Source organism: Leifsonia sp. GW821-FHT13C09 (genome assembly GCF_058806435.1).
The window spans coordinates 106,823-130,716 of the sequence record NZ_JBXAPS010000002.1 but is presented as its reverse complement, the minus strand read 5'-3'; the positions used below and the strand labels follow the sequence as shown (position 1 = coordinate 130,716).

General features: G+C 71.0%; 21 protein-coding genes. 14 read left to right on the top strand and 7 right to left on the bottom strand.

The features are described 5' to 3' along the window. Positions 1–4: 4 nt before the first annotated feature. The 9 genes from AC1ROW_RS08735 (at position 5) to AC1ROW_RS08695 (ending at position 11,115) form a co-directional block, all read left to right on the top strand. Positions 5–673: a phosphatase PAP2 family protein gene (locus AC1ROW_RS08735; RefSeq protein WP_493018491.1), complete on the top strand. Its 669-nt coding sequence runs from the start codon at positions 5–7 to the stop codon at positions 671–673. Positions 674–845: 172 nt separating this feature from the next. Further along, positions 846–2,081, top strand: a complete 1,236-nt coding sequence (locus AC1ROW_RS08730) for an SfnB family sulfur acquisition oxidoreductase (RefSeq protein ID WP_493018489.1) — start codon at positions 846–848, stop codon at positions 2,079–2,081. A 6-nt stretch (positions 2,082–2,087) separates the two neighbouring features. Continuing rightward, complete coding sequence (locus AC1ROW_RS08725; RefSeq protein WP_493018488.1) at positions 2,088–3,470, top strand: LLM class flavin-dependent oxidoreductase; 1,383 nt, start codon at positions 2,088–2,090, stop codon at positions 3,468–3,470. Between the two features lie 122 nt (positions 3,471–3,592). Continuing rightward, complete coding sequence (locus tag AC1ROW_RS08720; RefSeq protein ID WP_493018487.1) at positions 3,593–5,104, top strand: APC family permease; 1,512 nt, start codon at positions 3,593–3,595, stop codon at positions 5,102–5,104. Positions 5,105–5,293: 189 nt separating this feature from the next. Beyond that, the gene (locus AC1ROW_RS08715) at positions 5,294–6,739 is read left to right on the top strand and encodes an APC family permease (RefSeq protein WP_493018486.1); all 1,446 of its coding nucleotides are present in this window, start codon (positions 5,294–5,296) and stop codon (positions 6,737–6,739) included. Between the two features lie 36 nt (positions 6,740–6,775). Further along, entirely contained in the window at positions 6,776–7,534 is a 759-nt protein-coding gene (locus AC1ROW_RS08710; protein ID WP_493018485.1) for a DeoR/GlpR family DNA-binding transcription regulator, read from the top strand. A 13-nt stretch (positions 7,535–7,547) separates the two neighbouring features. Further along, the gene (locus tag AC1ROW_RS08705; protein WP_493018484.1) at positions 7,548–9,077 is read left to right on the top strand and encodes a GMC family oxidoreductase; all 1,530 of its coding nucleotides are present in this window, start codon (positions 7,548–7,550) and stop codon (positions 9,075–9,077) included. Positions 9,078–9,088: 11 nt separating this feature from the next. Continuing rightward, positions 9,089–10,126 (top strand): SIS domain-containing protein, encoded by a 1,038-nt coding sequence (locus tag AC1ROW_RS08700; RefSeq protein ID WP_493018483.1) that lies wholly within the window; start codon positions 9,089–9,091, stop codon positions 10,124–10,126. Next, the gene (locus AC1ROW_RS08695) at positions 10,123–11,115 is read left to right on the top strand and encodes an ROK family protein (protein ID WP_493018482.1); all 993 of its coding nucleotides are present in this window, start codon (positions 10,123–10,125) and stop codon (positions 11,113–11,115) included. Before AC1ROW_RS08700 ends, AC1ROW_RS08695 begins: the two co-directional genes overlap by 4 nt. A 19-nt stretch (positions 11,116–11,134) precedes the next feature. Here AC1ROW_RS08695 and AC1ROW_RS08690 read toward each other — a convergent pair whose 3' ends face one another. The 4 genes from AC1ROW_RS08690 to speB are packed head-to-tail and all read right to left on the bottom strand — an operon-like array spanning position 11,135 to position 14,825. Further along, a complete protein-coding gene (locus tag AC1ROW_RS08690; protein ID WP_493018481.1) occupies positions 11,135–11,809 on the bottom strand; it encodes a cyclase family protein in 675 nt (224 codons plus the stop codon). Further along, positions 11,810–12,199 (bottom strand): nuclear transport factor 2 family protein, encoded by a 390-nt coding sequence (locus AC1ROW_RS08685; RefSeq protein WP_493018480.1) that lies wholly within the window; start codon positions 12,197–12,199, stop codon positions 11,810–11,812. Further along, a complete protein-coding gene (locus tag AC1ROW_RS08680) occupies positions 12,196–13,794 on the bottom strand; it encodes a purine-cytosine permease family protein (RefSeq protein WP_493018479.1) in 1,599 nt (532 codons plus the stop codon). The genes AC1ROW_RS08685 and AC1ROW_RS08680 overlap by 4 nt, the downstream gene beginning before the upstream one ends. Positions 13,795–13,835: 41 nt before the next feature. Further along, positions 13,836–14,825, bottom strand: coding sequence for an agmatinase (gene speB, locus AC1ROW_RS08675; RefSeq protein ID WP_493018478.1), 990 nt, complete (start codon positions 14,823–14,825; stop codon positions 13,836–13,838). Between the two features lie 148 nt (positions 14,826–14,973). On the opposite strand from speB, the gene AC1ROW_RS08670 reads away from it, so the two are divergent. Next, positions 14,974–15,552, top strand: a complete 579-nt coding sequence (locus AC1ROW_RS08670; protein WP_493018477.1) for a helix-turn-helix domain-containing protein — start codon at positions 14,974–14,976, stop codon at positions 15,550–15,552. Between the two features lie 10 nt (positions 15,553–15,562). Here the strand turns inward: AC1ROW_RS08670 and AC1ROW_RS08665 are convergent, their stop codons facing one another. Next, positions 15,563–16,162, bottom strand: a complete 600-nt coding sequence (locus tag AC1ROW_RS08665) for a TMEM175 family protein (RefSeq protein ID WP_493018476.1) — start codon at positions 16,160–16,162, stop codon at positions 15,563–15,565. 306 nt (positions 16,163–16,468) lie between these two features. Between AC1ROW_RS08665 and AC1ROW_RS08660 the strand changes: the two genes are divergently transcribed. Continuing rightward, positions 16,469–18,163, top strand: coding sequence for an MFS transporter (locus tag AC1ROW_RS08660; protein WP_493018475.1), 1,695 nt, complete (start codon positions 16,469–16,471; stop codon positions 18,161–18,163). Further along, positions 18,147–18,608 (top strand): MarR family winged helix-turn-helix transcriptional regulator, encoded by a 462-nt coding sequence (locus AC1ROW_RS08655; protein ID WP_493018474.1) that lies wholly within the window; start codon positions 18,147–18,149, stop codon positions 18,606–18,608. Before AC1ROW_RS08660 ends, AC1ROW_RS08655 begins: the two co-directional genes overlap by 17 nt. Positions 18,609–18,660: 52 nt before the next feature. Here the strand turns inward: AC1ROW_RS08655 and AC1ROW_RS08650 are convergent, their stop codons facing one another. Then, positions 18,661–20,217 (bottom strand): amino acid permease, encoded by a 1,557-nt coding sequence (locus AC1ROW_RS08650; protein ID WP_493018473.1) that lies wholly within the window; start codon positions 20,215–20,217, stop codon positions 18,661–18,663. A gap of 152 nt (positions 20,218–20,369) precedes the next feature. After that, positions 20,370–21,215, bottom strand: a complete 846-nt coding sequence (locus AC1ROW_RS08645; protein WP_493018472.1) for an EamA family transporter — start codon at positions 21,213–21,215, stop codon at positions 20,370–20,372. Positions 21,216–21,400: 185 nt separating this feature from the next. Between AC1ROW_RS08645 and recQ the strand changes: the two genes are divergently transcribed. Then, entirely contained in the window at positions 21,401–23,410 is a 2,010-nt protein-coding gene (gene recQ / locus AC1ROW_RS08640) for a DNA helicase RecQ (protein WP_493018471.1), read from the top strand. A gap of 69 nt (positions 23,411–23,479) precedes the next feature. Further along, complete coding sequence (locus tag AC1ROW_RS08635) at positions 23,480–23,872, top strand: immunity protein CdiI family protein (protein ID WP_493018470.1); 393 nt, start codon at positions 23,480–23,482, stop codon at positions 23,870–23,872. Positions 23,873–23,894 lie beyond the last annotated feature (22 nt).

The following is a 23,894-nucleotide window of genomic DNA, read 5'->3' as shown; positions in this document are numbered from 1 at the left end:
TCTCGTGAAGCCCGCCCAGCTCCGTATCCCCAGACACTGGATCGTCTGGACCGTCGTCCTGTTCGTCCTGACCTTCGCGCTCGGTTTCGCCGCCAAATGGGTGGTCGCTCTGCGCTTCAACGGGCTCGACGCGGCCGTGAACGCCCTGAACTCGCCGCTGCTCGACAAGACTGCCCTGCTGCTGGACCAGCTCGACCGGCCCACGGTCGTCGCAGTCATCCTCGTGATCACCTTCGTGATCCTGCTGTTCGTGAAGGGCTGGAGGCTCGCCCTCGGCGCCGTCATCGTCACCGGCCTCGGCTGGCTCACGACGCTGGTCGTCAAGACCGTCGTCGCCCAGCCGCGCCCGACGACCGCCGGCCTGACCCACCTGCTGCACGTCAACCCGGCGACCCTCAGCTACCCGAGCGGCCACGTCGTGTTCGCCGCGGCGCTCGTGACCGCCCTGGCGATGGTCTGCCGCGGCACGCTCGCCCGCACGATCGTCATCGTGGTGGGCGCGGTCTTCGTGGCCCTCGTGATGTGGTCGCGCCTCTACGTCGGTGTCCACTACGGGACCGACGTGGTCGGCGGTGTGCTCAACGGCGTCGCCGGCGTGCTGCTGTTCGCCGGACTCTGGAACCTCGTCGCCCGGCGCGTCTTCCCTGCCGACGCCCGTCGCGTCGCCGCGTAACGCCACGCGCGCACATTCGTGACGAATGTCGCGAATGCGCGCACGTAACGCGACATTCGGCACGAATCGCCTCGGACGTTACGGTGGGTTTCGGCGGCGCGACGGGGGCGGTGCGCGGGGGGATAGCGTTCTGGGCGAGAGAATCCGTCCCGAACCCTCCCGAGGTGGCACCATGCCCAGCGACACCGTCGTCAGCCCTGCCCGCAGCACCGCGCCCGCCCGCGTGATCTCCCCCGCCCGCGTGATCTCCTCCGACGCGGAGGCCCGCGCGGCCGCGCGCGCCTTCGCCGAGACCGTGCTCCCGCACGCGGCGCAGATCGACGCCGCCCGGCGCATCCCGATCGAGATCGTCGACGCGTTCAGCGCGACCGGCTTGTGGGCGATCACCATTCCCCGCGAGTACGGCGGAGCGGAGGTGTCGCACGCGACGCTCGCCGACGTGATCGCGACGGTCTCGGCCGTCGAGCCGTCACTCGGCCAGATCCCGCAGAACCACTTCTGCCTCGTCGAGGACATCCGTCTGTCCGGCACCCCGGAGCAGAAGGCGTTCTTCTTCGAGCTCGTGCTGTCGGGCGCCCGCTTCGCCAACGCGTTCTCGGAGGCCGGCGGCAAGAACGTCGCCGAGATCCAGACCCGCCTCGTGCGCGACGGCGACGAGGTCGTCGTGACCGGCCGCAAGTTCTACTCGACCGGCTCGGCGTACGCGCACTGGATCCCGGTGCTCGCGGTGGACGAGGACGGGCTCGAACAGCTCGTGTTCACCGAGCGTGACTCCGCGGGCCTGACCGTGGTGGACGACTGGTCCGCATTCGGCCAGCGGGCGACCTCCAGCGGCTCGGTCGTGCTGGAGGACCTGCGCGTCCCCGCCGACCGGGTGTTCCCGATGCACACCGAGTACGAGAACCCGACGATCGCCGGACCCTTCGCCCAGCTCACGACCGCGGCGATCGACCTCGGCATCGCGCGCGGCGCCATCCGCGAGACCCACGACGCCGTCCGCGCGGCGCGACCCTGGATCGACAGCGGCGTCGACTCCGCCGCCAAGGACCCGCTGACGCTGGAGCGGCTCGGCCGGCTCGACATCGACCTCGCCGCGGCGGAGGCCCTCACCGAGAAGGCGGGGGAGGCCATCGACGCCGCCAAGCCGGCCGCGGACGAGGCCAACGTGGCCGCGGCCTCCATCGCCGTCGCCCGCGCCAAGGTGCTGACCACCGAGCTGTCGCTGGAGGCCTCCAGCCGGCTGCTCGAGCTCGGCGGCACCCGCGCCACACTCGGCGCCAAGGCGCTCGACCGGTACTGGCGGAACGCGCGCGTCCACACGCTGCACGACCCGGTGCGCTGGAAGCCGGTCATCATCGGCGACTATGCGCTCAACGGCACGCTGCCCGCGCGGCACTCCTGGATCTGACCGGCGATGGCGCAGCAGATCCGGCTCAACGCGTTCACGATGAACACGGTCGGGCACCTCTCGCCCGGCCTTTGGCGGCACCCCAGGGACGAGTCCCGCCGCTACCTCGACCTCGACTACTGGATCGAGCTGGCGCAGACGCTCGAGCGCGGGCTGATCGACGCGGTGTTCCTCGCCGACGTCCTCGGCGTGTACGACGTCTACGGCGGCAGCAGGGACGCGGCGCTGCGCGGCGGCGTGCAGGTGCCGGTCAACGACCCGCTGCAGCTGATCCCGGCGATGGCGGCCGCGACCGAGCACCTCGGCTTCGGCGTCACCGCGAGCGTCTCGTTCGAGCACCCTTATCCTTTCGCCCGCCGGATGTCGACACTCGACCACCTGACGAACGGCCGCATCGGCTGGAACATCGTCACCTCCTACCTGAACAGCGGAGCGCTGAACCTCGGGGTCAGCGGCCAGGAGGCGCACGACCGCCGGTACGAGATCGCCGAGGAGTATCTGGAGGTCGTCTACAAGCTCTGGCAGGCCAGCTGGGACGACGACGCGGTCGTCGCGGACGTCGAGACCGGCGTTTACGCAGATCCAGAGCGGGTCCGGCCGATCCGGCACGAAGGCGAGTTCTTCCGAGTGCCCGGCATCCACCTCAGCGAGCCCAGCCCGCAGCGCACGCCGTTCCTGTTCCAGGCCGGCGCCTCGGCACGCGGGCTGGCGTTCGCGGCGAAGCATGCGGAGAACGTGTTCGTCGCCGCTCCGAGCAAGGCGGTGCTGGCACGACAGGTCGCCGGGCTCCGCGAGGCCGTGTCCGCGGCCGGCCGCGACGCCGCGTCGGTCGCTGTCATCAACCAGCAGACCGTGATCGTCGCCGAGACCGACGCCGAGGCGCGCCGCAGGCTGGACGAGTACCTGGAGGTCGCCTCCCGCGTCGGCGCATTGACGCTGATGTCCGGGTGGACCGGCATCGACTTCAGCGCGCTGGACGACGACGCCGTGCTGCGCGACCAGGACTCCAACGCCATCCAGTCGGTGGTCAAGGCGTTCAGCGCGGCCGACCCGGACCGCGAGTGGACCGTGCGCGAGATCGCGGAGTACGCGCGGATCGGCGGCGACGGCCCGGTGATCGCCGGCTCAGCGGAGACTGTCGCCGACGCGCTCGAGGAGTGGGTCGACGAAACCGGCGTGGACGGTTTCAACCTGGCCGCGGCCGCGGTGCCGGAGACCTTCGAGGGCGTCGTGGACCTGCTGGTGCCCGAGCTGCAGCGGCGCGGGCGCTACCAGACCGCGTACCGGCCGGGCACGCTGCGCGAGAAGCTGGGCGGCGCGTCGGCACGCCCGAGCGCGCCGCACCCCGCCGCGCTGGTCACGCTCGACGAGCCCGTCCCGGCGGTCTGACGCCGCTCTCCGCCGCCCGCCGGCAACATTCGGTAATCCGCCGCGACACCGCCTCCGGGGTGTCGCTACTGTCTGCTCACACCCGTCCCGCTCCGCTCCTTCTTCCACCCGAAAGAACCCTCATGGCCATCGAAGACCAGACCAGCGCCGCGCCCATCCCGACCTCCACCGCCGCCCCGGCACGCTCGCGCCTGCGCGGCAACCTCGGCGTCGCCTCGATCGTGTTCATGGTCGTCGCCGCGGCCTCCCCGCTCGGCGTGATCGGCGGACCGGTCCCGCTCGGCATCGCGATCGGCAACGGCACCGGCTTCCCGTTCACGTTCGTGATCGCGACCGTCGTCCTGCTGCTCTTCGCGGTGGGCTTCACCACCATGACGCCGTACGTGAGGTCGGCCGGCGCCTTCTACTCGTACGTCGACCGCAGCCTGGGCCGAGCGGCCGGACTCGGCACCGGCTTCGCCGCCCTGCTGTCGTACATCACGCTGGAGGCCGCGGTCTTCGGCCTGATCGGCCCCGGCATCCAGTCGCTGCTCGGCTCATACGGGGTGCCGAGCATCCCGTGGTGGATCTACGCGGCCGTCGCGTTCGGCGTGGTCGTCTTCCTCGGCTACCGCAACATCGAGCTGTCCGGGCGCGTGCTCGCGGTGCTCCTCGTCGCCGAGGTGCTGATCGTGCTGGTCCTGGACGCGGTGATCGTGTTCGGCGGCCACACCCCGGAGGGCCTCTCGACCGGGATCGTGTCGCCGTCCGCCATCCTCTCCGGCGCGCCCGGCATCGGCATCCTCTTCGCCATCCTCAGCTTCATCGGCTTCGAGGCGACAGCCGTGTTCCGTGACGAGGCCCGCGACCCCGACCGCACCATCCCGCGCGCCACCTACCTGTCGCTGATCCTTATCGGCGTCTTCTACGCGGTCTCCAGCTGGGCGCTGATCAGCGCGGTGGGGGACTCGAAGGCGGTCAAGACCGCGACCGACCACGGCGGCACGCTGCTCGCGGACGTCACCCAGCAGTACCTCGGGACGGTCGGCGAGCACATCATCCAGGTGCTGTTCGTGACCAGTCTGTTCGCCTGCATCCTGTCGTTCCACAACATCGTCTCGCGCTACGTGTTCACCCTCTCGGGCCGCGCCGCCCTCCCGCAGCGCCTCGGCCACGCGCACGCCCGCCTCGGATCGCCGCACCGCGCCTCGGTCGCCACCGGCGTGGTGGTGGGTGTGCTGCTCCTGATCGGCGTCGTCACCGGCCTCGACCCGATCAACCAGTTCTACACGTGGCTCGCGGGCTTCTCCTCCGTCGGCATCGTGCTGCTGCTCGGGATCACCAGCGTCGCGGTGCTGGTCTTCTTCGGGCGCAACCGCGGCACCGGCGTCTCGCTCTGGCGCCGCGCCGTGGCCCCGGCGCTGGGCCTCGCCGGGCTCCTGCTCTTCCTGGTGCTCATCCTGCAGAACCTGCCGACGCTCGTCGGCGGCAGCGTGCCGCTCGCGGTCGGGATCGTGGTGCTGCTGGTCGCGGCCTTCGCGCTCGGGCCGGTGGTGGCGCGGGTTCGGGCGCACGCGGGTGTGGCGCCGGGGGATGTGGAGGAGGACGCGGAGGACTGCGGCGCGCCTCGGGCCGAGCGGTTCCGGCGTCCCTGAACGTTATCCCTACCTGCGCTCCAGCCAGCCCCGCGGCGATCCCGATCGCCGCGGGGCTTCGTCGTCGGCACGGTGGGCATGATGATTGTTCCGCGACTCGCACAGAAGGTGTCCATTCGAACAACGAATATGTGCGAATGAACACGAGACGTGTTAGAGTGTGGTCACCCGGTTCGAAGGAGAACGCACATGTCAGCAACCCAGTACGAAGCCTCGACGGTGGAGGAGCCCGAACTCCCCTCTGGTCTCAACCGAGGCTCCATCGGGCTCGGCGGCACTCTGATGCAGTCGATCGCCCAGATCTCGCCGACCCTCGGCATCTTCTACACGATCGCCTTCACCACCGGCCAGGCCGGCGTCACCGCTCCGCTGACCTACCTCGCGGCCTTCCTCGTCTGCCTCGTCATCGCGGTGCCGATGCGCGGGGTCGCCCGCCACCTCCCCTCCGCCGGCGGCTTCTACACCTACGTCTCGGCCGGGATCGGCCCGAAGGCCGGGTTCATGACCGGCTGGCTCTACGCGATCATGGTCACCGTCGTCCCCGCCGCGCTCGCCGCGTTCACCGGGGCCGTGCTCCAGGACGAACTGTCCGGCAAGTACGGGTTCGACGTGCCGTGGTGGGTCTATGCGGTCGTCATCCTCGCGATCTGCTTCGCCTGCGCCTACCGCGGGATCGTCATCTCGATCAAGTTCCTCGTCGTGATGACCTGCTTCGAGATGGTGGTCGGACTCGGGCTCGCGCTCTCCGGCCTCATCCACCCCGGCCCGGGCGGGGTGAACCTCAACGGTTTCAACCCGGCCAACATCACCGACGGCTCCGGCTTCTTCCTCGCGATCGTCCTCTCGATCTTCGCCTTCACCGGCTTCGAGAGCGCTGCCGCCGTCGGCGAGGAGTCGCGCGACCCGAAGCGGATCGTGCCTAAGGCGATCATCGGCTCCCTCACTCTCATCGGCATCTTCTACGTCGTCACCGCCTGGGGCCTGCAGATCGGCTGGGGAACGAACGACCTCGGCAAGCTCGCTTCGTCGCCCACCGCTCCGGCGTTCGTGCTCGCCGACCGGCTGTTCGACGGCGCCTCGCTCATCATCCTGATCGCACTCGTCAACTCCGGCCTCGGCGTCTGCATCGCCTGCACCACCAGCGCGACCCGGACCATCTTCGGAATCGCCCGCACCGGCGCCCTCCCGTCCGTCCTCGCCACCGTCCAGCGCAAGCACCGCACGCCGGTCGTCGCGGTCTATGTGCAGTCGATCGTCGCGGTGTTGGTCTGCCTCGCCGTCGGCCTCCCGCTCGGCCCGTACAACCTCTTCAACCTGCTCGGGACCGCTGGGACCTTCGTCTACATTCCGATCTTCATCCTGATGAACATCGCCGCGTTCCTCTTCTTCCGCCGGCACCACCCCGACGAGTTCAGCGTCTGGGCGCACGTGGTCGCGCCGATCGTCTCCACGCTCGCGCTGCTGCTGATCGCGTACTACAGCATCGTCCCGCTCCCGGCCTTCCCGGTGCTCCTGGCGCCGTTCATCGCGGTGCTCTACGTGGTCATCGGCGTCGCCGTCCTGATCGGCCGCAACCTGCGTCCGGGGAATCGGGCCTGGATGGCACGCGCTGGGGAGCTGCCTGAGGTTGACTGATCCAGGACCGCGCCACCAGAGCCTCAGGAGACCACGATGAACGCCGAAACCCGACAGCAGCAGATCCTCGAGCAGCTCGGCCGCCGCGGCGAGGCGACGATCGCGGAGCTCAGCGCCCGGTTCGACGTGTCGGAGATGACCATCCGCCGCGACCTCAACCAGCTCGCCGCCGCCGGCGTCGTCGTCCGCACCCACGGCGGGGCGGCGCCTGCGGCGAGCGGGAGCTTCGAGCCGCCGTTCGGTCTGCGCTCCCGCACCAACAGCGAGTCGAAGCGGCAGATCGCCATCGCCGTCGCCAAGCAGGTGCTCGACGGCCAGACCGTCATCCTCGACGGCGGGACGACCGGCCTGGCCATCGCGGAGGAGCTCGTGGGCCGGAACATCACCGTGTGCGCCCTGAACCTCCGCGTCGCCGACATCCTCTCCGCGGAGTCCGCCACACGCGTCATGATCCCGGGCGGCCTCATCCGGACGGGCGAGTCGAGCATCGTCGGATCCGAGGCGGAGCGGGCGCTGCAGAACTTCCGCTACGACCTCTACGTGATGACGGCCTCCGCCGTCGACGCCGCCGCCGGGTTCACCGAGTGGAATCTCGAGGACGCCGCGATCAAGCGCGCCAGCCTCGCCGCGTCGCGACGGACCATCGCCGCCGTCGACTCCTCCAAGTTCGGCCGCGAGGCGTTCGCCCGCATCTGCGGCCTCGACCAGGTCGCCGCCGTCGTCACCGACGCGGCGATCAGCTCAGAACAGAAGCGCGACTTCTCGGTGTCCGGCACCGAGCTCCTGATCGCCTGACCCAAGGAACACCATGACCACCACACCACCCCTCCCTACCCGCGTCGACACCCTCGTCATCGGCGGCGGCACCGGCGGCGCCGCGTTCGCGGGGACCCTCGCCGCGCACAGCGACGAGACCGTCCTCCTGGTGGAGGCCGGCCCCGACTACGGGGCGTTCGACCGGAGCGCGTGGCCGGCCGACATGCTCGACGCGCGTTCGATCCCGCTGTCGCACGACTACGACCTCCGCACCGCCCGGTCGTCCGGCGAGGGTGCGCTCGATCTGCCGCGCGCCCGGATCATCGGCGGCTGCTCGGCGCACAACGGCTGCACCGCCTCGGTCGGGGCGCGGTACGAGTACGACGAGTGGGCCGGGCTCGGCAACCCGGGCTGGTCGGCCGATGAGGTCGCCCCACTGCTCGACGGGGTCCGGGAGCGCTTCCGGGTCCGCCGCTACACTATGCCGGAGCTCACGCCGCCGCAGCGCGCATTCGTGGAGGCGGGGGTGGCCGCCGGCCTCCCGTTCGCCGACGACCTGGACGACCTGGAGGCCGCGGAGGGGATCGGCCCGATGGCGGTCAACATCTCGGACGGCGTGCGCTGGAACAGCGCCTTCGCCTTCCTGGACCCGGTGCGCGACCGCCCCAACCTGACCATCGCGGGAGGCGTCGCCGTCACCGGCCTCAGCTTCGACGGCACCCGGGTCACCGGAGCGTTCGTCGCACACGCGTCCGGCATCGCCCACATCGACGCGGGACGGGTGGTGCTAGCCGCCGGCGCGTACCACTCGCCCGCCCTTCTGCTTCGCTCGGGCGTCGGTCCGGCGGCCGAGCTGACGGCGCTCGGCATTCCGGTCGTCGCCGACGTGCCCGGCGTCGGCAAGCACCTGCTCGATCACGAGTGCGTGCAGCTCGACTTCGCGGGGCGCCCCGGGCTCGTGGACGAGCTGGCGGCGCTGGAGTGGAACCCGGACGAGCAGACGGTCGGGCGCGCGCGCTCCAGTGTCTGCGACGACGGCCCCTACGACATCCACGTGTTCATGGTCGCGGGCGCCAACAGCGGACACCCCGGGCTGCCGCCCATCACCCTCTACGGCGGAGCGATGCGCGCCCGCTCCGAGGGCAGCGTCACGCTCGGTCCCGACCTCGACGTCATGGAGCCGGTGATCGATCACCGCTACGGGACGGACCCCGACGGCCACGACCGCACCGTCCTGCGCGAGGCCCTGGATCTGCTCGAGTCGATGGTGTCGCAGCCGGGGCTGGCCGAGGTGCTCGGCGAGCGCGTCGGGGAGACCGACCCGCTGGACGACATCGTCAACTACTGCCACCCGGCGGGCACCTGCAAGATGGGTCCGGCCACCGACCCACTCGCCGTGGTCGACAACGACGGCGCAGTGCGCGGGGTGACCGGGCTCTACGTCGCGGACGCGTCGATCATGCCGACGATCACCCGGGGCAACATCAACCTTCCCACCGCGATGATCGGGGTGAACGTCGCGAACCGTCTGCTCGGCGCGCGCGTCCTCGACGCCGCGGGAACGATCGCGGACGCGCGCTGAGGAGACCGACCATGACGACGCTGACCCCCTTCGAAGGGGACATCCTGGAGCAGCCCGCCGCCCTGCGCCGGCTCGTGACGGCCGGCCCCGCACCGGAGCTCGCCGCCCTCGGCGGCCGCCGCTGGGACCGGATCGTGTTCACCGGCATGGGCAGCTCGCACTTCGCGAGCATCCCGACCTGGCGCAGCGCGGTCCGCGCCGGCCACGACGCCTGGCGCGTCGACGCCGGGGAGCTGCTCGACGCGCCGGGGCTCCTGACGCCCGGCACGCTGCTCGTCGCGACCTCGCAGTCGGGTGCCAGCGGCGAGGTGGTCGAGCTGCTCGACCGGCTGGAGTCCGGTCGGCTGCGCACCGGCGCCTTGGTCGGGATCGCCGCTGACGCCGCCAGCCCGCTCGCGCTGCAGTCCGACGTCTACCTCCCGCTCCTCAGCGGGGACGAGGCGACGGTGAGCACGAAGAGCTACCTGAACACCCTGGCCGTGCACCGCCGCCTCGCCGCCGTGCTCGTCGGCGAGGAGGCGGCAACCGTGGAGGCCGAGATCGCCGCGGCGGCCGACGCCGTCGAGGCCCAGCTCGGGCGCGAAATCGACGCCGGTCTCGCGGAGCGCGTGCTGGAGCCCGCGCGCCCACGGCTGGCGGCCGTCGCCAAGCGCGACGACGCCGCGACAGCCCTGCTCGCGGGGCTGATCACGAAGGAGTCGTCGAAGGTCGCCATCGAGGGCTACGTCGGCGGCCAGTTCCGGCACGGGCCGTTCGAGCTCGCCGGACCCGGGATGACGGCGTTCCTGTACGGCGCCTACGAGGCCGACGCAGACGAGAGCACCGCCCGGCTGGCCGCGGACCTCGTGGACAGCGGCGCGCACGTGGTCGTCGTCGGCGACCTCCGCGTCGACGGTGCGACGATCGTCCGCGCGCCCGACGGGCCGTCGCTGACGCGCCTCGCGACGGGTGCAGTCGTGGCCGAGCTCGTCGCCGTCGACCTGGCGCGCACGAACGGTGTCGTGCCAGGCGCGTTCGCGTTCGGCAGCAAGGTGACGACGACGCTGTGAGCGAGGACGTGAGCGCGGAAGCCGCGAGCGTGGACCCGTCCGGGCGCGGCTCCGACATCGCGATCGGGGTGGACCTCGGAGGCACTGGGACCCGGCTGGTCGCTCTCGACGGCTACGGCGACACCGTCGCGCAGCTGGTCGTCCCGACGCCCGGCCCGGTGCCCCCTGAGGCCGCTGTCGACTTCCTGGTCGAGCGCGCCGCCTCGCTGGCGGACGCCGCGAACGTCCGCTCCATCGGGATCGGGGCGAGCGGGCCGATCGATGCGGACGGCGTCATCCGGAACGCCGACACCCTCCCCGCCTTCACCGGTGTCGATCTCGCGGGCGCGCTCGCGGCGGCGTTCCAGGCGCCGGTCGCCGTCGACAACGACGCGGTGACCGCCGCCATCGGGGAGGCGGTCGCGGGCGCCGGGAGGCCGTTCCGGAGCGTGCTCATGCTGACCCTCGGCACAGGCGTCGGCGTCGCGGCGCTGGTGGACGGCGAACCGGTCCGCGGCGCCGACGGCGTCCACCCGGAGGCCGGGCACCTCAGCCTGTCCGGCCGGGAGGCGCCCTGTTACTGCGGCAGGAGCGCGTGCTTCGAGCAGGTCGGGTCGCGCACGGCGCTGCAGCGGTCGGCGAGCGCGCTGCTCGCCAGGCCGAGCGGAGGCCCGCAGGACATCCGGGCGGCGTTCGACCGCGCCCTCGACGGAGACGCGGCCGCTGCGGCGCTGTTCGCCGACTACGGCCGCGGGATCGCCGACGGCCTCCTGGACCTGCTCACCGTGCACCGCTCCGAGGGCGTCGTACTCGGTGGCAGTGCCGCGTCCTGCTTCGCCGCGTTCGGCCCCGCGCTCCTGGACCGGCTGGGCGAGGTCGCGACCTACTCCGCCACGCCACCGGTCCGCGTGTCGGAGCTCGGCGATCTCGGCGGCGCGCTGGGAGCGGCGATCCTCGGATCCCGTCGCCCGGACCGCAGCTCGTGGCTCATGCTCGGGCGCGGGCGGTAGGTCCGCTCCCGCTCCTCTCTTATTCCGCGTCGTCCTCCACGATCACCGCCCGAAGCGGCGCCCCGTCGCCTCCCGCGATCGGCAGCGGAAGCCCCACGAACCGCGGCGCGCTCGCCGTGACCCGGTCGAGCCCGGTCAGGTTCTCGATGATGAGTCCGCCCGCGCCGAGGAACACGTCGTGGAACGGCAAGGCAGGCGCGGGGTCGTCGGCCGCGGTCTCGTCGGCCACTGTCTCGTCTGGGTTGAGCGCGTCGACGCCGACCACGGTCACGCCGGCGTCGAGCAGCGCGGAGGCGATCCCGGCGTCCAGGAACGGGTGGTCGAGGTAGCCGGGCTCGTCGAACTGCGCGGACCAGCCCGTGCGGAAGAGCACGATCGTCCCCGGCTCGACCTCCCACAGCGGGCCGCGCACGTCCTCCGCGCGGATGCGGGTCCGCGGCGGCAGGCCGCTCACGTCGATCACCCGCGCCGGCCCGACCAGCCGGCCCAGGTCGACGGCGTCGATCGTCGTGCCGCCTTCGACGGTGTGGGAGGGCGCGTCGATGTGCGTGCCGGTGTGGCTGCCGAGCTCCAGGCTCAGCACGCTCACCCCCGCCTCCGCGATCGTCACGGCGGGCGCCACGCGCACGGCCGGGTCGCCGGGGAAGACCGTCATCCCGCTGCGGATGGGATGGCTCAGATCGATCACTCGCATCTACGCCTCCTCACGCGGCGACAGGTGCTCGTGAACGCATGTCCACGCACCGTCGCGGCGTTCCATGACGATGGTCTCGCGCTCCCGCACCGTCGTGCGACCGTCGCCGTCGGCGAGTTCGGTCTCCACGTCGTGCGTGAAGATCGCGACGTCGTCGCCGGCGAACTGGACGCGCCGCCCGGTCGACCGGCAGCCGAGCACCTGGAAGCCGTCGCGCTCCCAGGCGTCCCACGCCGCCTCGTACTCGGCGCGCGACTCCAGCCGGACCGGGTGCGTGTGCAGCACGAAGGTGGCGTCGTCGGCGAAACCCGTGAAGTAGGCGTCGCGGCGGTGGTGGCCGAAGTCGTCGATGATCCGGTCGACGGCGGCCAGGACCTCCTGCTCGCTCATGCGCCGGCCTCCGGCGCCTCGATCGTGCGGGGCTCCCGCAGCTGGGCCTTCGCCCGGCGCGCGTGCGCACGGGCCGCCGCCGACCGCTCGTCCAGGTGGATGGGCGGCACGACCGCGTCGGTCGAGCGCACGCCGCGGGGGCCGTCCGGTCCGAACACGTACCGCGGCTCCGGGAAGATCGCCAGCAGCGAGCCGTAGAGCACGCCGGCGACCACGACGCTGGACAGCAGGCTCAGGTCGATGCCGCCGGCGAGGTCGCTGAACGGCCCGACGATGATCGGCGGGTAGTTCGCGAACAGCAGGCCGACGACGGCGGCGACGATCCACGCCGTCATCCCGCGCCAGTTGACGCCGGCCGCGAACCAGTACCGGCCTCCCGTCTCGCCGCGGTTGAACACCTGGAGGTCGGACGGGTCGTAGAACCCGCGCCGCACGACGTAGCCGATGGTCATGATGACCATCCACGGGGTCGTGGTGACGACGATCGCGCCGACGAACGCGTTCACGGTTCCGAGCAGGTCGAACACGAGACGGCCGACCAGAATGAAGAGGAACGCGATGGTGCCGATGAAGATCGTCGCCTGCACCCGGCTGAAGCGCGGCACGACCGACGAGAAGTCCAGGCCGGTGCCGTAGAGGGAGGTCGTGCCGGTCGACAGGCCGCCGATGAACGCCACCACGAGCAGCAGCAGTGCGTACCAGAGCGGCGACACGTGGATGAGCGCGACGACGTAGTCGGACTTGCCGAACACGAGCGTCGCGGTGGCGACGCCGAACAGCAGCGGGATGAGTCCGAGACCCTGGCCGAGGACGGTCGCGCCGATCAGCTTCGTCGGCTTGGTGGAGCGCGGGATGTAGCGCGACCAGTCGCCGAGGAACGCGCCGAACGAGATCGGGTTGGCCATCACGATCAGCGCGGCGGCGATGAAGGTCGGCCAGAACGCGCCGCCGATCGCGAGCGCCTTGGGGCCCGGATCGTAGCCGGCGTCGAAGACGCCCGAGTAGGCCACGATGGCGAGCAGGATCAGCGCGGTGTTCGCGAAGACGGCGACCTTGTTGACCAGCAGCATGAACTGGTAGCCGTAGATCACCACCACGATCACGATCAGGCCGATGATGGCGTAGATCCCGAGCCGCAGCCCGACCGAGTCGGGCACACCGGCGAGCCGGGTCAGCGCGCCGACGATCGCGTCGCCGGACACCCACACCGAGATCGAGTAGAACGCGATCGCGGTCAGCAGCGACAGGAACGATCCGACGATCCGGCCGCGGACGCCGAACAGTGCGCCGGAGGACACCGCGTTGTTCGTGCCGGTCTTCGGCCCGAACAGCGCCATCGGAGCCAGGAACGCGATACCCACCGCGACGCCGAGCACGGTCGCGGCCACGGCCTGCCAGAACGACAGCCCGAGCGCGATGGGAAAGGTGCCGAGCAGGATCGTGGCGAACGTGTTCACGCCGCCGAACTGGATGCGGGCGAGGTCGAGCCAGTTGGAGGTGCGGTCGGCGTCCGGGATCGTGTCGATCCCGTGGGCCTCCACTTCGGTGATCTTGGGGCGGGGGTTCAGTGCAGCGGTGACGTCGTCGTCGGACATGCGGGTTCCCTTCGGGGTCGGGTGGGGGGATGGGGGTGTTCTCAGTGGGGGAGTGCGGAGGGGTCGGCCGGCTGCCGGGCGGATTCCTCGCGGTGCCGCAGCGCGAGCAGCGACACCAGATCGTACGCAAGGTGGGAGGCCGCCACCCCGGTGATCTCGGCGTGGTCGTAGGCGGGGGCGACCTCCACGACGTCCGCGCCGATCAGGTTGAGGCCGACGAAGCCGCGGATGATCTCCAGCAGCTCGCGGCTCGTCACGCCGCCGGCCTCCGGGGTGCCGGTGCCGGGCGCGTGCGCCGGGTCCATCACGTCCACGTCGATGGAGATGTAGAGCGGGCGGTCGCCGATGCGGTCGCGGAGCTTCGCAACGACCTCGTCCACGCCCTGCCGGTAGACGTCGGCGCTCGTGACGATGCCGAAGCCGAAGCGGTGGTCGTCGTCGAGGTCCTTCTCGCCGTAGAGCGGGCCGCGAGTGCCGACGTGGCTGAGCGCCTCGGTGTCGAGGATGCCCTCCTCGAACGCGCGGCGGAACGGCGTGCCGTGCGTGAACTCGGCGCCGAAGTAGGTGTCCCAGGTGTCCAGGTGCGCGTCGAAGTGCAGCAGGGCGACCGGGCCGTGGCGCTCGGCGGCGGCGCGGAGCAGCGGGAGCGAGATGGTGTGGTCGCCGCCGAGGGTGACCAGGCGCGTCCCGTCCGCGGTGAGGTCGTAGGCCGCCGACTGGACGGTCTCGATCGCCTCCGCGATGTCGAACGGGTTCACCGCGATGTCACCCGCGTCGGCCACCTGCGTCAGCTCGAACGGCGACACGTCGAGCGCCGGGTTGTACGGGCGCAGCAGGCGGGAGGCCTCCCGGATGTGGTTCGGGCCGAAGCGCGCCCCGGGACGGTAGGAGACGCCGGTGTCGAACGGGACGCCCGCCACGACGATGTCGGCGCGGCCCACCTGGTCGAGCCGCGGCAGCCGGGCGAAGCCGTCGCGGCCGGCGTAACGGGGGGTGCGCGATGAGTCGATGGGGCCGACGTTCTGCGGCATGCAGCCTCCTTGGTGCAGTGTGGTGCGCTCTTGCTGGTTTTCTATGACGGAACCTTTGTTGCATGAGAGGCTACAACGCGATTCGCGTGGACGTCAACGCGCTCCGCCGATTCGGGCCCGGCGGCCGCCGACCCGTTACCGTTGTCCCATGCGCCCGATGCCCCTCGAACCCGCCGACCGCCGCGTCGCCATCGGCCCGCGGTTGCGGGCGGCACGGCGTGCGCAGCAGCTCACGATCGACGAGGTCGCGCAGATCACCGGGCTGACAAAGGGCTTCCTCTCGCGGGTCGAGCGCGACATGACCTCCCCGAGCGTCTCCTCGCTGATCAGCCTGTGCGACGTCCTCTCCATCCCGGTCGGCTCGCTCTTCGAAGAGCCGGACGTGCAGCTCGTCCCCGCGGGCACCGGCGCCAAGGTCAACCTCGGCGGCGCGGACACCGAGGAGCGCCTGCTCTCGCCGCGCTCGGAGTCGCGCGTCCAGGTCATCCGCTCCGTCATCCAGACCGGAGGCCACGGCGGCGAGGAGCTCTACGCGGTGGCGGCGGATGTCGACGTGCTGCATGTCCTCCGCGGCCGGATCGAGGTGCGCTTCTCCGACCGGGAGTGGCAGCTCGGGCCGGGCGACAGCCTCACCTTCAGCGGCCACGAGCCGCACAGCTGGCGGGTGCTGACCGACGACGGCGCCGAGGTGCTGTGGGTGCTGGTGCCGGCGCTCTGGAGCGCCTGACGGCCGTGCGCTACGCCTCCGCCGCGCCGGTCTGATTGAACAGGTAGTACACGCTCAGCGCGGCGAAACCGACCAGCATCGCCGGGGCGTAGGCGATGCCGATGATCGTCAGCAGCGGGTAGAACACCGTACCGGCCCCGAAGCGACGAAGGTCGGCTCTGCGTTCCCGCGGATCGAGCCGCCCCTCGCGCACCTCGAGGAGCGTGACCCTCCCGAAGAGCAGCGTGAAGGCTACGGCGAACCCGGTCGACGCTCCCCCGTACAGCACCGCCGCCACGCGCGCGTCCGCGGCGCTGCCGTCCGCGAGCGCCCCGGCCAGGGTGGCCGTGGTGAAGGGGATCGCGGTGACGAACATCAGCAGGATCAGGTTCCAGAAGAGCAGGAGCCGGTCGACGGTGACCACGAGCCGCAGGACGGAGTGGTGATTGACCCAGATCACGCCGATGACGAGGAAGCTGACGACGTACGCGGCGAACGACGGCCAGGCGGCCGCCACCTGGGCCAGCAGGCTTGTCCCGTTGCCCGGCGCGAGGTGGAGGTCGAGGACCAGGAGCGTGATCGCGACGGCGAGGACGCCATCGCTGAACGCCTCCAACCTCGTCTTCGACACGGTTCCTCCCCGTTCCTGCCCGCTCGTCCCTTGGGCTCGCTCAGGGGCTCATCTAAGCCAGGCGGGGTGCCGGCTGTCAACCGATCGGGGCGAGGGAGGTCGGCGCGGAACTCGTAGCGACTTCCGGGAACACCCCAACCGGATATATAGTTAACGCATATAAATCATCAGCGCGCCGACGCGCTTCCCGCTCGGGCGCGCACCTCCGCCTGGGCCGGCGCCCCACGACACTCCATACGAAACGCACGAAGGACTCTTTTGGCCCGCACCGGCATCTTCACCAAAGATCACCCCCACTATCGCTGGGTGGCGCTCTCCAACACCACGCTCGGCATGCTCATGGCGACGATCAACTCCTCGATCGTCATCATCTCGCTGCCCGCCATCTTCACCGGCGTCAAGCTGAACCCGCTGCAGCCCGGCAACGTCTCCTACCTGCTCTGGATGCTGATGGGCTACATGCTCGTCACCGCCGTCCTCGTCGTCATGTTCGGCCGGATGGGCGACCAGTACGGGCGCGTGCGCATCTACAACCTCGGCTTCGTGATCTTCACGCTGGCCGCGATCGCGCTCTGCCTCGACCCGTTCAGCGGCGGGCCCGGCGCCATGTGGCTGATCGCCTGGCGATTCGTCCAGGGCATCGGCGGCGCCATGCTGTTCGCCAACTCGACCGCGATCCTCACCGACGCGTTCCCGGCCAACAAGCGCGGGTTCGCGCTCGGCCTCAACCAGGTCGCCGCCATCGCGGGCTCCTTCATCGGCCTCATCCTCGGCGGTGTGCTCGCCGAGATCGACTGGCGCGCCGTCTTCTTCGTCTCCGTGCCGTTCGGCGTCATCGGCACCATCTGGTCCATCAAGTCGCTGCACGAGGTCGGCCAGAAGAACCCCGGCAAGATCGACTGGCTCGGCAACGTCACCTTCGCGATCGGCCTGATCGCGCTCCTCACCGGCATCACCTACGGCATCCAGCCCTACGGCGGGTCGTCGCAGGGCTGGGGCAACCCGTGGGTCCTCGGCTCGATCATCGGCGGGATCCTGCTGCTGATCGCGTTCGTAATGATCGAGCTGAGGGTGCCCTCGCCGATGTTCGACATGCGGCTGTTCAAGATCCGCGCGTTCTCGTCGGGCATCTTCTCGGGCTTCCTCGCGGCGATCGGCCGAGGCGGCCTCCAGTTCATGCTGATCATCTGGCTGCAGGGGATCTGGCTGCCGCTGCACGGCTACAGCTATGAGTCCACGCCGCTCTGGGCCGGCATCTACATGCTGCCGATCACGATCGGCTTCCTCATCGCGGGCCCGATCTCCGGTGCGCTGTCCGACCGGTTCGGATCGCGGGCGTTCGCAACCGTCGGACTCGTGCTGGTGGCCGTCACCTTCGTCGGCCTCCTGCTCATCCCGGTGAACTTCGAGTACTGGCAGTTCGCGCTGCTGACCGGCCTGAACGGCATCGGCTCCGGCCTGTTCTCATCACCGAACCGCACGGCGATCATGAACAGCGTGCCGCCGAACGAGCGCGGCGCGGCATCCGGCATGGCGGGCGTCGCCCTCAACGCCGGAAGCTCGCTCTCCATCGGCATCTTCTTCTCCCTGATGATCGCGGGCCTGTCGGTCGCGCTGCCGACGGCGCTCACCACCGGGCTCACCTCGCACGGCGTGCCGCAGAACGTCGCGGCGCAGATCGGCGCGACCCCGCCGGTAGGGAGCCTGTTCGCGGCGTTCCTCGGCTACAACCCGATCGCGAGCCTGCTCGGGCCGACCGGTCTCCTGCAGTCCCCGCACGTGGACGCGGCGACGCTGACGGGCAAGGAATTCTTCCCGCAGCTCATCTCCGGACCGTTCCACGACGGCCTCGTGGTGGTGTTCATCGCCGCCGCGGTCATGTCGATCATCGGCGCGATCGCCTCGTTCCTCGGCGGATCGAAGTATGTTCATGAGGAGGCCGTCGCAGCCGCGCGGCCGGCCCTTGTGGAAGGCGAGGAAGTCGGTGCAGGGCGAGCGTGAGCATGCGGAGCGGCCGACGGCCGGTGACGACGATGTCCCCGGCCGCCTGGCCCTCGCCGTCGGACGGCTGAACCGCCGCATCCGCTCGGCAACCGGAGGCCTCAGTCACGGCCAGCTCTCGGCGCTCTCCACGATCGTGCGCCGCGGGCCGCTGCGGCCGAGCGAGATCGCCGCGATCGAGCTCGTGGCGGCGCCGACCATCACTCGCGTGGTCTCCGACCTGGAGGCGCGCGGGCTGGTCGAGCGCGCACCCGACCCGGCCGACGGCCGCTCGTTCTTCGTCTCGGGCACGCCGGCCGGCAACGACCTGCTGCTCGCCGCGCGCTCCGACCGCGCCCGCGCCGTGGCCGCGATCCTCGTCGACCTATCCCCCGAGGACGTGGCGGCCATCCGAACCGCCCTCCCCGCCCTCGAACAAGCCGCCCAAACCCGCCCCGCCCCCTAGCCGCCGAGACGTGAGTAGTCGCGGAAATCCCGGCCCGGATTTCCGCGATTACTCACGTCTCGTTGCGCGGTTGGCGGGGGCGGCGGGCGGCGACTACCGGGTGGGCGCCGGTGTAGCCTTCGCGGGACTGGGCGATGGCTAGGATGCGGGAGCGCTGGGCGTACCAGCCGAGGATGAGTAGGGGGATGATGATGACCAGCGACGCGACCGTGTAGGTCCCGGTCGGGTAGTCGAATGCCATCAGCACGATGACCGACGCCAGGAACGCCAGCGTCAGATACGCCGTGAAGGGCGCCCCGAACAGCCGGAACGACGGACGCGCGAGCTTGCCCTGCAGCGACCACTTCCGCAACTGCATCTGGCAGAGGATGATCATCGCCCAGCTCGTGACGATGCCGAGCGACGCCACATTCAGCACGATGTTGAACGCCTCCGCCGGCACGATCAGGTTGAGGAAGACGCCGAGGATGCCGATCGCCGCGGTTAGCAGGATGCCGCCGTACGGCACGCCGCGTGTGTTCATCCGCGCCGTGAACGCCGGAGCCGCGCCGGTCTGCGCCATCGAGTGCAGGATGCGGCCGGTCGAGTACATCCCGGCGTTCAAGCTCGAGAGCGCCGCCGTGAGCACGACGAAGTTCATCACCGAGCCGACGACGGCGCTGAGCTGCGGGCCGCCGAGGTGGCTGAAGAAGGTGACGAACGGGCTCTCGCTGCCGCTGTAGGTGCTCGCCGGCAGCAGCAGCGCGAGCAGCAGTACCGACCCGCAGTAGAAGACCGCGATGCGGAAGACCACGCTGTTGATCGCGCGCGGCATGATCTTCTCCGGGTTCTCCGTCTCGCCGGCCGCGATGCCGACCAGCTCCACACCCGCGTAGGCGAAGACGACGCCCTGCACGAGCACGATGGCCATCCCGATCGTGGCGACGCCGTGCGGAAGCAGCCAGCCGTTCTGGGCGAGCATCGGCAGGCCGGTCGGGCCCTGGTCGGTGGGCCAGCCGGCGGCGAGCACGATGATGCCGACCACCAGGAACGCCACCAGCGCGCCGACCTTGATGATCGCGAACCAGAACTCCATCTCGCCGAACACCTTCACCGAGATGAGGTTGAGGCTGACGACCACCACGAGCGCGATCAGCGCGAGCAGCCACTGCGGCACGGATGTGAACAGCTGCCAGTACTTGACGTAGAGCGCGACGGCGGTGGAGTCCACGATCGCCGTCATCGCCCAGTTGAGGAAGTACATCCAGCCGGCGACGTACGCCATCTTCTCGCCGTAGAACTCGCGCGCGTACGAGACGAAGGAGCCCGACGACGGCCGGTGCAGCACCAGCTCGCCGAGCGCACGCAGCACCAGGAACGCGAAGAACCCGCAGACCGCGTAGACGAGGACCAGCAGCGGTCCGCCCTGCTCGAGCCGGCCGCCCGCGCCGAGGAACAGGCCGGTGCCGATGGCGCCGCCGATGGCGATCATCTGGAGCTGCCGCGACGACAGCGCCTTGTGGTAGCCCTCCTGCTCGCTGGAGAAGTCCTGCACCGCCTGCGAGAGGTCGCCCAGGTGCTCGCGGCGGTTCTCCAGATCGTCGGCGGGGTCGTGCTGTGGTGTGCTCATCGGCGCCTCCCGTGGTCCGGCGTCCCACAGTACCCGGTGGTTTCGCCGCGACCGCAATCGCCGAGGGGCACGTCGACGCCCTCAGCCGACGGCTTCAGGGGCGTTCATGTGCCGCTCGGCGGTGGGTTCACGCGCCGCTCGGCGGTGGAAGGTCAGGCGACGGCGAGGAGGGCGGCGGCAGTGACGGCGAGCACCAGCCCCACCCACTGCACGGGAGCGATGCGCTCGCGGAGGACGACCGCGGCGAGGACGATCGTGCCAGCGGGATAGAGGGCGACGAGCACCGACATCGTGGTCAGGTCGCCGGCACGCAGGCCGAGCAGGATGAGCACGTTGGCGGAGGCGTCCAGCAGCCCGGAGCCGACGGCGAGCAGCAGGCCGCGCCGGGTGAGCCCCCGGGTGACGCCGCGCGCGGCCAGGACGCCGATGATGGTCCACATGATCGCCGCGTTGACGGTGCGGTTGGCGACCAGCGGGACGAGCCCGGAGTCGGCGGGGGTCTGGTCGAGCAGGATGAGGAAGACGCCGATGAGCGCGCCCGCCGCGACCGCCATCCCGAGGGCACGGCCGCTGGGGCGCACGGCGCCGCGCTCCGGGACGAAGCCGACCAGCACCACCGCGACCAGCGCCAGCCCGAGGGCGACGTAGCCGATCGGGGCGAACCGGTCGCCTCCCGCGAGCCCCCAGACCATCGGCACGACCGCGGAGACGAGTGCGGTCAGCGGCGAGAGGATGCTCATCGGCCCGATCGCGAGGCACGCGTACAGCAGCGCGACCGCGAGCGCGCCGACCGCTCCGGAGGCCGCGCCCCAGCCCAGCGCGGCGCCCGACCAGACGCCGCCGACGAACGGGAGGGCGACGAGGAGGAGCGCGAGGCCGCCGACCGCACCGAGCGCAGTGGTGCGCAGCGGGCCGATCGCGCGCGCGGCGACGCCGCCGACGAAGTCGGCCGACCCGTAGACGAGGGCGCTGAGCAGGCCGAGGATCGCGGCCGGCATCACGCTGCCGGCGCCGGGCGGGCCAGGGACGCGGTGCTGGGGTGAGGCTGCGTCCGCATGGGCCGATCGTAGCGGAGGGCGCGGACGCGGTCCGGTTCGTCCTCCACCGCCGCTCTTTCGGTGTGACTTCTCCACAGATTCGCGGTCCGGGCGGCGCGGTCGGCGGCGGTCGTTACGATCGAGGAATGAGCTGGAACACGTGGGAGCCCGACGACCGGGAGGCGCCGCCCTTCGACGAGCCGCCGTTCGACGTCGAGCCCCCGCTGCCCGACTTCGGCGACGACCCGTACGCGGACGTGCCATTCCAGGACGCGGCGCCGGCCGCGTCCCCGGGTGGCTCGTTGTCCGCCTCCGCTCCGAAGACTCCGCGGGCGACGCCGGCGCGCTTCGCCACTCCCGCCGAGGCGCTGAGCACAGTGTTCGGCTACGACTCCTTCCGCGGGCAGCAGGCCGCCATCATCGACCGGGTGGTGGCCGGCGGCGACGCGGTCGTGCTCATGCCCACCGGCGGTGGCAAGTCGCTCTGCTACCAGATCCCGTCGCTGGTCCGCGAGGGCACCGGCGTGGTGGTTTCGCCGCTCATCGCGCTCATGCAGGACCAGGTCGACGCGCTGACCGCCGTCGGCGTGCGCGCGGCGTTCCTCAACTCGACGCAGGACGCCGGCCAGCGTTCCGCGGTCGAGCGCGCCTACCTCGCGGGCGAGCTCGACATCCTCTACGTCGCGCCCGAGCGGCTGTCGAGCGAGGCGACCAAGCGCTTCCTGGAGCGCGGCCGCGTCGCGCTGTTCGCCATCGACGAAGCGCACTGCGTGTCCCAGTGGGGCCACGATTTCCGGCCGGACTACCTGGCGCTCTCCGAGCTGGCCGACCGCTGGCCCGACGTCCCGCGCATCGCCCTCACCGCGACGGCGACCGAGGCGACCCACCGCGAGCTCACCGAGCGCCTGCGGCTGCAGGACGCCGAGCATTTCGTCTCCGACTTCGACCGCCCGAACATCCAGTACCGCATCGTGCCGAAGGTGGAGGTGCGCAAGCAGCTCCTCGATTTCATCACCGGCGAGCACCCGGGCGAGGCGGGCATCGTCTACGCGCTGTCCCGCAACTCGGTCGAGCGTACGGCCGAGTTCCTGGCCGGCCGCGGGCTCACGGCGCTGCCGTACCACGCGGGCCTCGACGCCCAGACCAGGGCACGCACGCAGGCCCGGTTCCTCCGCGAGGACGGCGTGATCGTCGTGGCGACCATCGCCTTCGGCATGGGCATCGATAAGCCGGACGTGCGGTTCGTCGCCCACATCGACCTCCCCAAGTCGGTCGAGGGCTACTACCAGGAGACCGGCCGCGCCGGCCGCGACGGCCTCCCGTCGACCACCTGGCTCGCGTACGGGCTGCAGGACGTCGTGCAGCAGCGCCGGATGATCGACGAGTCCCCCGGCGACCTCGCGCACCGTCGCCGGCTCACCCAGCACCTGGACGCCATGCTCGCCCTGTGCGAGACCGTGCAGTGCCGCCGGGTGAACCTGCTCAACTACTTCGGCCAGCGCGCGACTCCCTGCGGCAACTGCGACACCTGCCTCACCCCGCCCGAGACGTGGGACGGCACGGTCCCGGCCCAGAAGCTCCTCTCGACCGTCGTGCGCCTGCAACGCGAGCGCAACCAGCGCTTCGGCGCCGGCCACCTCATCGACATTCTCCGCGCCAAGCGCACCCCGCGCGTCGACCAGTACGGCCACGACCGGCTCTCCACCTGGGGCCTCGGCGAAGACCTGGGTGAAAGCCAGTGGCGCGGCGTCGTCCGCCAGCTCATCGCGCAGGAACTGCTGAAGCCCGAAGGCGAGTACGGCGTCCTGACGCTGACCCCCGCGAGCGCTGAGGTGCTGTCGGGCGGCCGGGAGGTCATCCTCCGCCGGGAGCCCGAACGCGCGGCGCGCGCCTCCCGCGCCGGCCGCTCCTCCGCCGCCGCCGACCTGGCGCCCGCCGACGCCGGCCTCTTCGAGGCTCTGCGCGCGTGGCGCGCGGGCGAGGCGAAGACGCAGGGCGTCCCGGCCTACATCGTGTTCGGCGACGCCACGCTGCGCGCCGTCGCCGCCGCGCGCCCGTCCTCGCTCGCCGACCTCGACGGCATCAGCGGGATCGGCGCGAAGAAGAAGGAGACCTACGGGGAGGCGCTGCTGGAGGTCGTGGCGGCCGACGGGTAGTCACCCCCCCCGCGCCATCACCCCGATGGGAAATAGGCTGAACTCATGGGGCATCGGGGCAGCTGGGTCGTGGACCCCATCACCCAGGTCGAGCTGTGGGTCCCGGACGGTCGTGACCCTGACAGTGCGATCCGGCGAGCTCAGCTCGAGCGGGACGGAATGCTGATGTCCGTTCGATTGCTCCCCGAGCACGGAGTCTCATGGCCGATCTGGCAGCGCGAAGTCGGACTCCTCGAGGAGAACTCGCTGCCGTTGAGTCCGGCCCTGAATGCCGGTCTGCGCGAGTGGTCTCAGTTCTGGGCGACCCACCTGGGGATGAACGGGGAGTGGTCGTCTGCCGACGCCCGTGACGGGTGGTTTCGGCGAGCGTGCGAGCTGGAAGACGCGCTCGAGCTCGAACTCTGGGACGTGGCGGTGATCGAACGAGGATTCCCGGCACTCACGGCAAAAACCAATCACTAGTCGGTTTATGATCGGAACCGTC